This is a genomic window from Streptomyces sp. Sge12 (assembly GCF_002080455.1).
Lineage (GTDB): Bacteria > Actinomycetota > Actinomycetes > Streptomycetales > Streptomycetaceae > Streptomyces.
This window is the reverse complement of the sequence record NZ_CP020555.1, coordinates 5,154,428-5,169,326: the sequence shown is the minus strand read 5'-3', so window position 1 is coordinate 5,169,326 and position 14,899 is coordinate 5,154,428. Positions and strand designations below refer to the sequence as shown.

Here is a 14,899-nt window from a genome sequence, read left to right as displayed (position 1 = left end):
ATGAAACTCGCAGTGGTGGGCGGCGGTTCCACCTACACCCCCGAACTGATCGACGGCTTCGCGCGGCTGCGCGACACCCTGCCCGTCAGCGAGCTCGTACTGATCGACCCGGCCGCCGACCGGCTGGAGCTGATCGGCGGCCTGGCCCGGCGGATCTTCGCCCGGCAGGGCCACCCCGGCCGGGTCACCACCACCTCCGACCTCGACGCGGGCATCGCCGGGGCGGACGCGGTCCTGCTCCAGCTGCGCATCGGCGGGCAGGCCGCCCGGCTGCAGGACGAGACCTGGCCGCTGGAGTGCGGCTGCGTCGGGCAGGAGACCACGGGCGCGGGCGGGCTCGCCAAGGCGCTGCGCACCGTCCCGGTGGTCCTCGACATCGCCGAGCGGGTCCGGCGGACGAACCCGGACGCGTGGATCATCGACTTCACCAACCCGGTCGGGATCGTCACCCGGGCCCTCCTCCGGGCCGGGCACAAGGCCGTCGGGCTGTGCAACGTCGCCATCGGCCTCCAGCGGAAGTTCGCCGCCCTGCTGGACCTGGCGCCGGCCGACATCCACCTGGACCACGTCGGCCTCAACCACCTCACCTGGGAACTGGGCGTGCGCCGGGGCGGCCCGGACGGCGAGGACCTGCTGGCGACCCTGCTCGCCGAGCACGGCGACGCCGTCGCCGGGGACCTGCGGCTGCCCCGGGCGGTGCTGGACCGGCTCGGCGTCGTGCCCTCGTACTACCTGCGCTACTACTACGCCCACGACGAGGTCGTCCGGGAGCTCGGCACCAAGCCCTCCCGGGCCGCCGAGGTCGCCGCGATGGAACGCGAACTGCTCGCCCTGTACGGGGATCCCTCGCTCGACGAGAAGCCGGCACTGCTGGCGAAGCGCGGCGGCGCCTTCTACTCCGAGGCGGCCGTGGACCTGGCCGCCTCCCTGCTGGGCGACGGCGGCCCGGCCGTCCAGGTGGTCAACACGTACAACAACGGCACGCTGCCCTTCCTCCCGGACGACGCGGTGATCGAGGTGCAGGCCCGCGTCGACGGCTCCGGCGCGGCTCCGCTGCCGGTACCGCGGCTGGACCCGCTCTTCGCCGGGCTGATCGCGCACGTGAGCGCGTACGAGGACCTCGCGCTGGACGCGGCGCTGCGCGGCGGGCGCGAGCGGGTCTTCAAGGCGCTGCTGGCGCACCCGCTCGTCGGGCAGTTCGAGCGGGCCGAGGGGCTGACCGACCGGCTGCTCGCCCACAACAAGGAGCACCTGCCATGGGCGTGACCCTCCCCTCGGTCCTGGCCATCGACGCGGGCAACAGCAAGACGGACGTGGCGCTCCTCGCCCCGGACGGCTCGGTGCTGTGCGCGGGCCGGGCCGGGGGCTTCCAGCCGCCGCGGACGGGGGTGGCCGCGGCCGTCGACGTACTCGCCGAGGCCATGGCCGACGCCGGACTGCGCGCCGACCGCGCGGCCGGACCGTGGGCCGAGCGGGTGTCGGCGTGCCTGGCCAACGCCGACTTCGCGGTGGAGGAGGCGGAGTTGGCGCGCGAGATCGAGGGCCGCAACTGGGGCCGGGCGACGGCGGTGCACAACGACACCTTCGCGCTGCTGCGCTCCGGGCTGCCGACGGGCGCCGACCCGTGCGGTGTCGCGGTGGTGTGCGGGGCGGGCATCAACTGCGTGGGGATGACCCCGGACGGGCGGACCGCGCGCTTCCCCGCGGTGGGCCGGATCTCCGGCGACTGGGGCGGCGGGGGCGGACTCGCCGAGGAGGCCCTGTGGTTCGCGGCCCGGGCCGAGGACGGCCGGGGCGGGCCGACGGAGCTGGCCCGGGCCCTGCCCGCGCACCTCGGCCACGACTCGATGGCCTCGCTGATCGAGGCGATGCACCTGGGCCGGGTCCCGCACGGGCGGCGCCACGAACTGGCGCCGGTGCTGTTCGCGGTGGCGGCGGCCGGTGACCCGGTGGCGCTGTCGCTGGTGCACCGGCAGGCGGACGAGGTCGTGGCGATGGCCGCGGTGGCACTGGAACGCCTGGGCCTGCTGGAGCAGGAGGTGCCGGTGGTGCTGGGCGGCAGCGTGCTGGCGGCCGGCCACGCACAGCTCGACGACCGCATCGCCACCGGCCTCGCCCGCCGGGCCCCGCACGCCCGGATCTCCGTGATCACGGCCCCACCGGTACTGGGCGCCGCCCTCCTCGGCCTCGACGCCCTGGCAGCCCCGCACGGCGCCTACGAAAAACTCCGTGCCCATTTCGGTTGAACCCGCCCCGGAAGTCCTCTGGTCTGGAACCGTGGCGCGCGTGCGGACGTATTGACGGTGAAGGGGCGACGAAAGGCACCCCCGGGGACGGATCGCCCCCGATGCAGCACCGGGTGCTGTGGTCGACCGGCACTACGGCCATACTGCTGCGCAGGGGGTACCTCCCAGCGTCTGCTGGGGGGGCGACAGGACCGAGGGGGAGGTCACGGTGGCGATCACATCACGCGCGCCCGCGCCCGGAGGCGGTGTTTCCGTGCCGCCCGCCGGGCCGTCGGCGCCACCGCCCGGCGGACCGCCGCGCGGCACCGCCTGGGCCGAGGGTGTGGAGCGGCTGCGCGAGGCGGCGACCACCGAGCCGGGCCGGCTGCGCATCATCGGCGCCGTGCTGGCCGCCCTGATCGTGCTGTTCGGCACGGTGAGCGTCTGGGAGATCTCCGACCGGGCCTCGGCCGCCGATGACGTGGTGGGCCGCAGCCAGCCGCTGAGCGCGGACGCGGCGAGCATCTACCGCTCCCTGGCGGACGCCGACACCGCCTCCTCCAGCGGGTTCCTGCTGGGCGCCCAGGAGCCGCGCGAGGTCCGCCAGCGGTACGAGAAGGACATCGCCAACGCCTCCAGGCTGCTGGTGAGCGCGGCCGCCAACACCGGCGGCAACGAGGACTCCCGCAAGCAGATCACCCTGCTGAGCGAGCAGCTCCCGCGCTACACCGGCCTGATCGAGCAGGCCCGGGCCACCAACCGGCAGGGCCTCCCGCTGGGCGGCGCGTACCTGCGCTACGCCAACGAGCAGATGACCACCCAACTGCTGCCCGCCGCGCAGCGGCTGTACGAGTCGGAGACCAAGCGGCTCCACACGGACCACGACGACGCCCGGTCATGGCCGCTGGCCTCGATCGGTCTGGGCCTGGTCGCGGTCGCCGCCCTGGTGTGGGCGCAGCGCCGCAACTACCGGCACACGAACCGGGTGCTCAACCACGGGCTGGTGGCCGCGACGGCCGCGGCGGTGGTGGTCCTGCTGTGGCTGGCCGTGGGACACACGGTGGCGCGGTCCTCGCTGAACGAGGCCCGGGTCGACGGGCAGGAGTCCATGAAGGTGCTCAACGACGCGCGGATCGCCTCCCTCCAGGCGCGGGCCGGTGAGAACCTGACCCTGATCGCGCGGGGCGCCGTACTGGCCGAGGACAAGAAGTCCGACAAGTACGACGTGGACTTCACGAACAACATGAAGCAGCTGGACGCCGGACTGGCGACCGCGCTGCGGCTGGCCGACGACGAAGCCGGCCGGAGCCCCGTCAGCCGGGCCGCGGACGGCGTGAAGCAGTGGAAGCAGCGGCACACGGCGGCCCGGGAGGCGGACTTGAAGGGGGACTACGAGGCCGCGCTGCCCCAGGTCGTCGGGGACGACCAGCACAAGGAGAGCAGCGGCGCCGCCTTCGACACGGTGGACGCCTCCCTGGAGCAGGCCGTCGCCCACGAGCAGCGGGAGTTCACCCGGGCGGCCGGGGACGGCCTCGGCGCGCTGAGCGGTCTGGTGACCGGCTCCGCGGCCCTGGTGGTCATCGGCGCGGCAGCGGCTCTGCTCGGCATCGGGCGCAGGCTTTCGGAGTACAGGTGAGCGCGATGCGGATACGAACCGGGCGAGCCGCCGAAGGTCACGAGAACCACGGGAGTCCCGAGGGCCCCGAGGCGGCTCCGGTCGCCGCGTCCGGGGTCCGGCGCGCGGCGCGCCGGCTGCGCGGCTGGGGCGGGGTGAGCGCGATGGCCGTCGCCTGCGCGACGACCGCCGCCGTCGTGCTGCTGCCGCTGGCGCACGCGACGCCCGACACCGGCCGGCCGGCGGTCCGCCGGCCCGCCGCGATGGCCGCGGCCCCGGCCGCGCCGTGGGTCCTCACCGACACATGCCAGGACCCGGAGGCCAGCCTGCGCCCGGCCGAGGTGGACGGGGCGGCCATCGCGCGGATCAAGGCGGCGGGCAAGCTCGTCGCCGGCGTGGACCAGAACAGCTTCCGCTGGGGGTACCGCAACCAGACCGCGGACGGCAGCCGCCTCGACGGCTTCGACATCGACCTGGTGAAGGCCATCGCCAAGGACATCCTGGGCGACGAGAACGCGGTCATCTACCGGGCCATCCCCACCAGTCAGCGCATCCCCGCCCTTCAGGAGGGGCGCGTCGACATCGTCGTGCGGACCATGACCATCAACTGCAAGCGGCTGGAGGACGTCGCCTTCTCGACGGCCTACTTCGAGGCGGGGCAGCAGGTGCTGGCGCCCAAGGGCTCGCCGATCACCGGGTACGACACGTCGCTGAAGGACCGGCGGATCTGCGTCGCGGCGGGCTCCACGGCGGAGGCGGCCCTGAAGGCCCAGTCGTACGGCTCGGCGCCGGTGACGGTCGCCAACCAGCTGGACTGCCTCGTACGGCTCCAGCTGGGCGAGGTCGACGGCATCATCACGGACAACGCCCTCGCGGCCGGCCAGGCCGCCCAGGACCCCTCCGTCCAGCTGGTGGGCTCGCCCTTCACCCGTGAGTTCTACGGGGTCGCGATGAACAAGGACGCCTCGGACCTGGTCCGCCGGGTCAACAAGGTGCTGGAGAACTACCGCGCGGGCGGCGGTGAGAGCCCGTGGATGAAGGCGTACCTCAAGCACCTGCAACCCGTGCTGCCCGGCGTGACCGCGCCCCCCGCACCCAAGTACCGGGACGGCTGAGGCCCGTGACGGTTTCGGACACGGGACCGGGCGCGGGGCAGGATACGGGGACGGACACGGAGGCGGCAGCGGTAGCGGCAGCGGAAGCGGAGGCACAGTCGGTGGAGGCGGGGTCTGCAGTGATGGACCGGGACGACGTCGACCGCGCCCTGGCCAGGCTGGGCGCGGAGCACGAGGCCGTCGAGACCTCGCTGCTCGCCCTCCAGGACCACGCCGGGCGCCGGCTGCTGGAGGGCGCCTCGCTGACGGGGATCACCAAGGACCGGTGGACGGCCGCCGATGCGGACATCACCCGGCTGTGGACGTACTTCGACGCCTACAGCGGGGCCCTGACCGCGGCCCGGGAGGTACGGGAGCGGCGCCGCTGGCCGGGCCGCGAGGACCTCATCGAGCTGACCGAGCGGCTGCGCGGACCGGGAGTGCTGATCGCCGGGGCCGCCGCCGAGGGCGTCGCGCTGGCGGAACGGCTCTCGCTCGCCGAGCTGGTGGCCCGGATGAACGGCCTGTACGCGCGCTCGCTCGACGTGGTGGTCGCCGCCGATGCCGTGTGGTCGGCGCTGCCCGCCCGGATCGACCTGCTCGCCGCCGAGCTGCACCGCACCCGCTCGCTGGCGCACTCGGTGGGCGTGCGGCCGGGCGAGCACCCCTCGGGCGACGATCTGGAGGACATCACCGCCGAGCTGGCCGAGTTGCGCACGCAGGTGATCGCCGACCCGTTGGCCTTCTGGCTGCCGGCGGCGGGCAGCTCGGCGCCCGGTGGCGGCCGTCCGGACACCGGGCGCTACGACCGGGCCGCGCTCGCGCTGGAGGACGTACGCCGCGAGGTCGAGGCGGTGCTGGACGTACGGCAGGACGCCGAGCAGCGGCTGATCGCCCTGCGGGACGTGCTCTCGCGGGCCGACCGGACCCTGGCGGAGGCCCGGACCGCGCGCGGCGAGGTGCTGGCGAAGATCGCCGCGTCCGAGGTGCCCGCGGTGAGCGGGCCGCCCACGGTGCTCCAGGAGCAGCTCGCGGCGGCGGCCGAGCACCGGCGCCAGGCGCGCTGGCACCGGCTCTCGCCGCTGCTGGAATCGCTGGAGGAGCGCGCCGAGGAGGAACTGCGGCGGGCCCGTGAATCGTTGACCGCGGTGACGGCGCCGCTGGCCGTACGGGCCGAGCTGCGCGGGCGGCTCGACGCGTACAAGGCGAAGGTCGCCCGCCACGGACTGGCGGAGGACCCCCTGCTCATCGAGCGGTACGACGCCGCCCGGCGGATGCTGTGGAGCGCGCCCTGCGACCTGCGGGCCGCCGAGCAGGCCGTCCTGCGCTACCAGCAGGCGACGGCGGAGGCCTTGGCGGCGCCCCAGGACCGGCCCGAGCAACCGCGACACCAGGAACAGCGGCCCGACGGGCCGGGGGAGGAAGACGCATGAGCCTGATCGGAACCGCGTGCGTTCGCCCCGGCTGCCCGGGGGCGTACGAGGACATGGGCGGTGGCGAGGTCTACTGCGACACCTGTGGGCTGGCGCCGATCGGCTCGATCGCGGCGGGCGCGGACGAGCTGGTGTCGCCGCCGACGGGGATGACGAGCGCGGCCCGCGGCTCGCTGGGGTCCGGCGGGTCCCGGGGTTCGATGGGCTCGCAGGGTTCCCACGGCTCGGCGCGCTCCTCGGCCTCGGCGCGCTCCTCCCGGTCCTCCTCCTCGCGCCGCTCGGTGTCGGGGCGGCTGTCGCGGTCGGTGTCGGGGACGACGTCCACCCGGTCGGTGTCGGTGCGCAGTTCGGGCTCGGCGGCTTCGGGCCGCAGTCGGCTGGGGGCCGGGCTGGTCAACGTACCGGAGGTGCCGCGTCCGAATCCTTCGACGGCGGTCCTGGAGAATCCGGAGGTGCCGGAGCGCAAGCGGTTCTGCTCGCGCTCGGACTGCGGGGCGCCGGTGGGCCGCTCGCGGGGCGACCGGCCGGGCCGGACGGAAGGGTTCTGCACCAAGTGCGGGCACCCGTACTCCTTCGTGCCCAAGCTGCGCTCGGGTGATGTGGTGCGCGGCCAGTACGAGGTGGCGGGCTGCCTCGCGCACGGCGGCCTCGGCTGGGTGTACCTGGCGGTGGACCGGGCGGTCGCGGACCGGTGGGTGGTGCTCAAGGGCCTGCTGGACACCGGGGACCAGGACGCGATGGAGGCCGCGATCTCCGAGCGGCGCTTCCTCGCGGAGATCGAGCACTCCAACATCGTGCGGATCTACAACTTCGTGGAGCACCTGGACCAGCGGACCGGTTCGCTGGACGGGTACATCGTCATGGAGTACGTCGGCGGCAAGTCGCTGAAGGAGATCGCGAACGAGCGGCGCAGACCGGACGGGCGGCGGGACCCGCTGCCGGTGGAACAGGCCTGCGCGTACGGCATCGAGGCGCTGGAGGCGCTCGGCCACCTGCACAGCAGGAACCTTCTGTACTGCGACTTCAAGGTCGACAACGCGATCCAGCAGCAGGACCAGCTGAAGTTGATCGACATGGGCGCGGTCCGGCGGATGGACGACGAGGAGTCGGCCATCTACGGCACGGTGGGCTACCAGGCCCCGGAGGTCGCGGAGCTGGGCCCCTCGGTCGCCTCCGACCTGTACACGGTGGCGCGGACGCTGGCCGTGCTGACCTTCGACTTCCAGGGCTACACCAATGTGTTCGTGGATTCGCTGCCGGATCCGGAGCACATCGAGGTGTTCCGGCGGTACGAGTCCTTCTACCGGCTGCTGGTGCGGGCGACCGACCCGGACCCGGGGCGGCGGTTCGCGTCCGCGCAGGAGATGGCGGACCAGCTGACGGGCGTGCTGCGGGAGGTGGTCGCGCTCCAGACGGGCCGGCCGCGGCCGCAGCTGTCGACGCTCTTCGGTCCGGAACTGCGGGTTCCGGACACCCGGCTGTTCGCGGACGCGGACGACACCGTCGTCTCGCGGCTGGGCCACCGGCCGATCGCCCCGCGGCGCGGCGGATTGTTCGGACTGCTGGGCCGCGGCCCGGGCCCGACGGGGGCGCACGCGGGGGCGCACGGAACCGGTGGCGCGGCTGCGCGTCCGGCTGCGGCTACGGCTACGGCTACGGCTGCTGCGGCGGCGGCCGGGGTCGCGCAGGCGCCTGCCGCGGGACCGGCTCCGGCGGCCGCCCCGTGGGGGCCCGGGACGGCGCTGCCGTCGGGCGCCCCGGGCGGGGCTCCTCTGCCCGCTCTCGCCAGCACGGCCACGCATGTGACGGGCGCTCCGGTGCCGGGACCGCGGCGGACGCCCCCGGCACCGGGGACCGCGCCCGCTACGCCCTCCCCGCTCGCTGCGGGTGCGGGGGTGGCGGGTGCGTGGGCTGCGGGTGCGGGGGCTGCGCTCGCTCCGGTGGCGCCGCCTCCGCTGGCGGGAGCGTCGGCGCGCGACACCGCGCTGGCCCTGCCCGTACCGCTGGTGGACGCGGGCGACCCGAACGCCGGGTTCCTGACCGGTCTGCTCGCCTCCGCGCCGGGTGACCTGCTGGGCGCGCTGAGCGCGGCGCCGGCCGACTCGGCCGAGCTGCGGCTGCGGGAGCTGCGGGCCCGCCTGGAGCTGGGCGAACTGGCCGAGGCCGGGCACACCCTGGCGGATCTGGAAGCCCGGCATCCGGACGACTGGCGGGTGGTGTGGGCCCGTGGCATCGCCTCACTGGCCACCGGTGACGACGAGATAGCGGCCCTGTCCTTCGACGCGATCTACGACGCCTTCCCGGGCGAGCCCGCGCCGAAGCTCGCGCTCGGGCTGTGCGCGGAGGTGCTCGGCCAGCTGGACAACGCCGCCGAGTACTACCGCCTCGTGTGGATCACCGACCCGGGCTTCGTCAGCGCGGCCTTCGGACTGGCCCGCGTCCAGCTGGCCGCCGGGGACCGGGACGCGGCCGTGCGCACGCTGGAATCCGTACCGGAGGCGTCCATCCACTACACCGCCGCGCGGGTGGCGGCCGTACGGGCACGTCTGCGCGACCGGTCTCCGCAGGAGCCACTGCTGGCCGACCTGTCGGCCGCCGCCGACCAGGTGGAGGCCCTGCGGCGGTTCGGACTGGACCCGGAGCGGCAGGAGCGGCTCGCGACGGAAGTTCTGGGCTCGGCCCTGGACTGGGTACTGTCGGGTAGCCGGGGTTCCGACCCCGGTCGGACCTCGCTGCTCGGCAGTCAACTGGACGAGCGGGGCCTGCGCTTCGGACTGGAGCGCTCGTACCGCGTCCTCGCACGGCTGGCGCGGCGTGGCGAGGAGAGGATCGAACTGGTGGAGCGGGCAAACCGTTTCCGTCCCCGGACGTGGGTGTGAGTGATGTCGATGCATCGGCTGTCGGGCTGCCCCAGCTGCGCGGAACCCCTGGAGGAGGGTGACCGCTTCTGCGGCGTCTGCGGCTATGCCGTGAGCGCTCCTGCCGCGGCCTCCGCCGTGGACAACCCGACCATCCCCATCCCACCGGCGCCCCCGGCCCCACCGGCCCCGGCCGCGCCACCGGTCCCGGCGCCCGCGCCGGCCGCCGCGGGCGGTTACGGGACCCCGGCCCCCGGCGTCCCGCACGCCGCGGCCGGGCCCGCCCCCGGCTGGGGCAGCGCCGCCTCGGCCGCGCCGACGCTGGTGGACGAGCCGGCCGCCTGGGCCGCCACCCCGGCGGAACCGGAGACGGAACCGGAAGCGGAGCCGCGGCAGGGCCCGGCCGGGGTCACCCACGCGTCCTCCGGCCACGGGAACCCGTACGGCACCGGCACCCCGCCCGAGGGCACCCCGTGGGGCCCGGCCGAGACCCCGTACGCCCCCGCGGCCGCTGCGGCCGCTGAGGCTTCCGCGGACGGCGCGGACGGCCCCGAGACCCGCCACGACCGGCCCGAGGGCCACCCCGGCACGCCCTCGGAGGGGACCCCCTGGGGCACGGGCGAAGCCCCGTACGAGACCCCGTACGAGAATCCGCCCCAGCCCGGCGCAGCGGCCGGCGGCAAGACGTGTGTCGCCTGCCGGGCCGGCCACGTCGACACCGACGGCTACTGCGAGCACTGCGGGCACGCCCAGCCCCGCGAGCGCGACCACCTCGAGGAGGAGCTCGGCAGCGTCGCCGCCGTCAGCGACCGGGGGCTGCGCCACCACCGCAACGAGGACTCGTTCGCCGTGGCGGCCACCGCCCTGCCCGACGGCTCCGCCGCCACCGTGGCCATCGTCTGCGACGGCGTCTCCTCCGCCAGCCGTCCCGACGAGGCCTCGGCCGCAGCGGCCGGCGCCGCCAACGAGGCGCTGCTCGAAGCGCTCCCCCGCGGCGCCCACCCCCAGGAGGCCATGCACGAGGCGATCCTGGCCGCCGCCACCGCGGTGAACGCGCTGGCGCCGGAAACCCCGGGCGCGCAGAACGCCCCCGCCTGCACCCTGGTCGGCGCCGTCGTCAGCGGCGGCCTGCTGACCATCGGCTGGGTGGGCGACAGCCGCGCCTACTGGGTCCCCGACGACCGCGCCGCCCTGCCCCGCCGCCTCACCGAGGACGACTCCTGGGCCGCCCAGATGGTCGCCGCCGGTCTGATGGGCGAGGCCGAGGCCTACGCGGACGTCCGCGCGCACGCCATCACCGGCTGGCTGGGGGCCGACGCGTACGACCTCGACCCGCACACCGCGACCTTCAAGCCGGACCACCCCGGGGTGGTGGTGGTCTGCACCGACGGGCTGTGGAACTACGCGGAATCCGCGCGGGAGATGGCCCAGGTGCTGCCCGCCGACGCCGCGACCCGCCCGCTGCACAGCGCCCAGGTACTGGTGGGCCACGCCCTCGACGGCGGCGGCCACGACAACGTCACCGTGGCGATCGTGCCGTTCGCCATGCACCCCGAGCAGGAACCGGGACCGGATGCGGAGCCGGGCCCGGCGGCAGGACCGGAATAGGAAGTGGAAGCGCGCCCGCAGGTCTGACCCGCCTGCCCGAGCCCCCTAGGAGTCCAACCGATGGCGAATTTCGCCAAGCCGAACGCCCCGCGCTTCAGCGTGGAGGTGTACCAGAACGAGTTCCTCCCCGAGGGCGGACGGGACGTCCACGCGATCGTCACGGTCACCGCCACCGGCGGTGCCACCGCCACCCGCACGGCGGTCGCCGACGGCACGGCGGCCGTGGTGCTCATGGTCGACTGCTCGGGGTCCATGGAGTACCCGCCGGAGAAGATGCGCGGCGCCCGTGAGGCCACGGCGGCGGCCATCGACACCCTGCGCGACGGCACCGCCTTCGCCGTGGTCGCCGGTACGCACGTGGCCAAGGAGGTCTACCCGGGCCAGGGCCGCCTCGCCGTGGCGGACGCGACCACCCGTGCCCAGGCCAAGGAGGCCCTGCGCAGCCTGAGCTCCGGCGGCGGCACCGCCATCGGCACCTGGCTGCGGCTCGCCGACGGCCTGCTGCGCGGCTCCACCGCCGCCATCCGGCACGGCATCCTGCTCACCGACGGCCGCAACGAGCACGAGGAGCCGGCCGTGCTCCGCGCCACCCTCGACGCCTGTGCGGGCCGCTTCACCTGCGACGCACGCGGGGTCGGCACCGACTGGGACGTCAAGGAGGTCACCGGGATCGCGCACGCGCTGCTCGGCTCCGCCGACATCGTGGCCGACCCGGCCCACCTGGCCGAGGACTTCACGCGCATGATGGAGAACGTCATGGGCAAGGAGGTCGCGGACGTCGCGCTGCGCCTGTGGACCCCGGTCGGCGTGGAGATCCAGTACGTCAAGCAGGTGGCACCCTCCCTGCTGGACCTGACCGACCGCCGCACCGAGTCCGGACCGCGCGCCGGCGACTACCCGACCGGTTCGTGGGGCGACGAGTCCCGCGAGTACCACGTGTGCGTCCGCGTCCCCACGGCCATCGTGGGCCAGGAGATGCTCGCCGCCCGCACCACCCTGGTCCTGCCGGGAGCGGCGGGCGAGCCGGCGACCGTACTGGCGCAGGGCCTGGTGCGCGCGGTGTGGACGAACGATCTGGCGGCGTCCACGGCCATCAACGCGCAGGTCGCCCACTACACGGGGCAGGCGGAGCTGGCGGAGGCTATCCAGCAGGGGCTGGAAGCCCGCAAAATGGGCGATGTCGGTGGTGCCACGGCCAAGCTGGGACGTGCGGTACAACTGGCGAGTTCCTCCGGGAACGCCGACACAGCACGACTCCTGTCCAAGGTGGTGGATGTGGTGGACGCGGTGGCGGGTACTGTGCGGCTGAAAGCGAAGGTCGCCGATGCCGACGAGATGACTCTCGACACGCGTTCGACGCAGACCGTCCGAGTGAAGAAGACCTGAGACCTGACGTGATGACGCAGGGAGAAGAAGGGGGAAGCGCCGCCATGCCGACCTGCCCGAACGGGCACCAGTCCGCGTCCGACGACTGGTGCGAGGTCTGCGGCCACCGCATGGCTGCCTCGGAGGGCCCGCCCCCGGTGCCCTCCTACGGCTACGGCTTCCCCCCGACCGCCGGTGAACCCACCGCCCAGGCAGAGCTCTGCCCGCAGTGCCGGACCCCGCGCGAGGCCATGGCCCCGTTCTGCGAGGAGTGCCGGTACAACTTCCTGACCCGCACCTCGACTTCGTACACCCCGCCGGCCCAGGCCCCGGACCCGGGACCGCAGCCGACGGGTGCGGGCGGTCGCGGTACGCCCCCGCCGCCGGTGCCCGCTCCCGGGAGCTACTCCCAGGACCACTTCGAGTACCAGGGCTCGCGGCCGTCCCGGGTCAACCGGCCGGCCGAGCCGCTCCAGCGCGAGGACGACTGGCTGCTGCCGCCGCCCGCGCACGAGCCGCAGCGGGAGTACCAGCAGCCCCCGCAGCCCCAGTACCAGCAGCAGCCCCCGCCGCCGCCCCAGCAGCGGGAGTACCAGCAGGAGTACCAGCAGCAGGGCCCGCCGCCCCAGCAGCAGTACCAGCAGCAACAGCACCAGCCGTTCCCGCCCCAGGGCGGCGCCTGGAACGCGACGATCGGCCCCGACCGCTCGTACTTCATGGCGATGATGCAGCGCAGCGGCCCCGAGGCGGCCGGGCTCAACCTGCCCGCGTTCTCCCCGGAGCAGCATCTCCCGCTGTCCGGCGGCCAGATCACCATCGGCCGCCGCCGCGCCTCCACGGGCGAGTCCCCCGACATCGACCTGTCGGTGCCCCCGGAGGACCCGGGGGTCTCCCACCAGCACGCGGTCCTGGTCCAGCAGCCGGACCTCAGCTGGGCGGTGGTGGACCAGAACTCCACCAACGGCACCACGATCAACGGCGGCGAGGACCCGATCCAGCCCTACGTCCCGGTCCCCCTCGCCGACGGCGACCGCGTCCACGTGGGCGCCTGGACCACGATCACCATCCGCCGCGGCTGATCTGCTCCTGCGGCGCGACGACCGCCGGGCGCCCCTCACCGGGGCCCGGCGGTTCCCCGCCCGGCGGAGGGCCCGGATACGCGTACTAGTCTGCGCGGGTGCAGCGCCTCGCCCTCTTCGACCTCGACGACACGCTCATCGACCGCCGTCACGCCCTTGACGCGACACTGACGCGCTTCGCCTCCCGCCACGGCCTCACGGCGAACGAGCGGAACGCGCTTCTCGTCCGGCTGGACGAGCGGGCCCGCCCTGCGGACTTCTCGGTGATCCGTGAGCTCCACGGCCTTTCCACCCCGGCCCAGGAGCTGTGGCAGGAGTACCTGACGGACATGGCGACCCTCTCCGTATGCCCGGGCGACGTGCTGGACGGGCTGGACGACCTGAAGAAGCACGGCTGGCTGATCGGCATCGCGACGAACGGCTCCGCCGACATCCAGCGGGCCAAGCTGGAGGCCACCGGCATCGCGCACCGGGTCCACGCCGTATGCGTCTCGGCGGAACTGGGGCTTCGCAAACCCGACCCCCGGCTGTTCGCCACCGCTGCGGAGCTCTGCGGCGCGACCCCGCACGACGGTGGCTGGATGGTGGGTGACGACCCCGTCAAGGACATCGGGGGCGGGCGCTCCGCCGGGCTGGCCACCCTGTGGATCGGTACCCCCGACCGCTGGCCGGGGCAGTTGCCCGCCCCCGACCGGAGCGCTCCCAACGCACTCTCGGCCATCCACCTGCTCCTGGAACACACCGCCTGAAGGGGACGCACCGATGACGGAACCAGCCACCACGGTCGGACTGCTGCACCCGGGCAGCATGGGGGCCGCCTTCGGCGCCCAACTGCGCGCGCGGGGGGTCACCGCCCTGTGGTGCCCCGACGGCCGGAGCGACGTCACACGAAGGCGTGCCGAGCAGGCCGGCCTGGAGCCCGCGGCCTTCTCGGACCTCTTGGACCGCGCCGACGTGGTCCTGTCGCTCTGCCCTCCGGCCGCGGCCGAGGAGCTCGCCGCACAGGTCGCCGCTCACGGCTTCGCCGGGCGCACGTACGTGGAGGCGAACGCGATCTCCCCGGGCCGCGTGAGGCGCATCGCCGCCCTCCTGCCCGACGCGGAGACGATCGACGCCGCTGTGGTCGGTTCGCCGCCCGTCGGCGGCAAGAGGCCGACGCTCTACCTGTCCGGGGAGCCCGGCCGCACGGGCCGGGTCGAGCGGCTCTTCGCCGGGACCGACGTCCGTACGCACGACCTGGGCACCGAGTTGGGAGCGGCGTCGGCCCTCAAACTCTCCTACTCCAGCTACCAGAAGGCATCACGCGTCCTGGCCGCGTTGGCCTACGGCGCCGCCCAGGCGCACGGCGTCGGCGACGATCTCCTGGCCATCGCGGCCAAGCGGACGGGCAGCTACCTGAGCGAGACGGACTACATCCCCAAAACGGCCGCCCGGGCGTGGCGTTGGGGCCCCGAGCTGGCCGACGCGGCCACGCTGCTCAGCGACGCGGGCCTCCCCGACGACCTGATGCTGGCGGCCGTCTCGACGCTCGACCGCTGGGACACGGCGCGCGACGCAACCCTCACCGTGGAGGAGGCCCTGGAGCTGCTGCGCGGCGATCCGGACCGTGGCTGACGGACTTC

Annotated in this window: 11 protein-coding genes; all 11 read left to right on the top strand. The window is 74.5% G+C overall.

The genetic code is table 11. The features are described from left to right. The 11 genes from B6R96_RS23130 to B6R96_RS23080 all read left to right on the top strand — a co-directional run bounded on the left by B6R96_RS23130 (window position 1) and on the right by B6R96_RS23080 (window position 14,891). Window positions 1–1,266, top strand: a complete 1,266-nt coding sequence (locus B6R96_RS23130; protein WP_081523535.1) for a 6-phospho-beta-glucosidase — start codon at window positions 1–3, stop codon at window positions 1,264–1,266. Beyond that, window positions 1,257–2,246: an N-acetylglucosamine kinase gene (locus B6R96_RS23125; RefSeq protein WP_053704082.1), complete on the top strand. Its 990-nt coding sequence runs from the start codon at window positions 1,257–1,259 to the stop codon at window positions 2,244–2,246. Before B6R96_RS23130 ends, B6R96_RS23125 begins: the two co-directional genes overlap by 10 nt. A gap of 208 nt (window positions 2,247–2,454) precedes the next feature. Next, window positions 2,455–3,861 (top strand): hypothetical protein, encoded by a 1,407-nt coding sequence (locus tag B6R96_RS23120; RefSeq protein WP_443069948.1) that lies wholly within the window; start codon window positions 2,455–2,457, stop codon window positions 3,859–3,861. Window positions 3,862–4,004: 143 nt separating this feature from the next. Next, on the top strand, window positions 4,005–4,955 hold the full coding sequence (locus B6R96_RS23115) for a glutamate ABC transporter substrate-binding protein (RefSeq protein ID WP_237291691.1): 951 nt from the start codon (window positions 4,005–4,007) through the stop codon (window positions 4,953–4,955). A gap of 122 nt (window positions 4,956–5,077) precedes the next feature. Continuing rightward, a complete protein-coding gene (locus tag B6R96_RS23110) occupies window positions 5,078–6,367 on the top strand; it encodes a hypothetical protein (RefSeq protein WP_081523532.1) in 1,290 nt (429 codons plus the stop codon). Next, window positions 6,364–9,246: a serine/threonine-protein kinase gene (locus B6R96_RS23105; protein WP_081523531.1), complete on the top strand. Its 2,883-nt coding sequence runs from the start codon at window positions 6,364–6,366 to the stop codon at window positions 9,244–9,246. Before B6R96_RS23110 ends, B6R96_RS23105 begins: the two co-directional genes overlap by 4 nt. A 3-nt stretch (window positions 9,247–9,249) precedes the next feature. Beyond that, a complete protein-coding gene (locus B6R96_RS23100; RefSeq protein WP_081525211.1) occupies window positions 9,250–10,833 on the top strand; it encodes a protein phosphatase 2C domain-containing protein in 1,584 nt (527 codons plus the stop codon). A gap of 60 nt (window positions 10,834–10,893) precedes the next feature. Next, window positions 10,894–12,219, top strand: coding sequence for a VWA domain-containing protein (locus tag B6R96_RS23095; protein WP_030384738.1), 1,326 nt, complete (start codon window positions 10,894–10,896; stop codon window positions 12,217–12,219). Between the two features lie 44 nt (window positions 12,220–12,263). Continuing rightward, the gene (locus B6R96_RS23090) at window positions 12,264–13,277 is read left to right on the top strand and encodes an FHA domain-containing protein (protein WP_081523530.1); all 1,014 of its coding nucleotides are present in this window, start codon (window positions 12,264–12,266) and stop codon (window positions 13,275–13,277) included. A gap of 98 nt (window positions 13,278–13,375) precedes the next feature. After that, complete coding sequence (locus B6R96_RS23085) at window positions 13,376–14,026, top strand: HAD family hydrolase (RefSeq protein ID WP_081523529.1); 651 nt, start codon at window positions 13,376–13,378, stop codon at window positions 14,024–14,026. A gap of 13 nt (window positions 14,027–14,039) precedes the next feature. Then, window positions 14,040–14,891, top strand: a complete 852-nt coding sequence (locus tag B6R96_RS23080) for a DUF1932 domain-containing protein (RefSeq protein ID WP_081523528.1) — start codon at window positions 14,040–14,042, stop codon at window positions 14,889–14,891. Window positions 14,892–14,899: the final 8 nt, after the last annotated feature.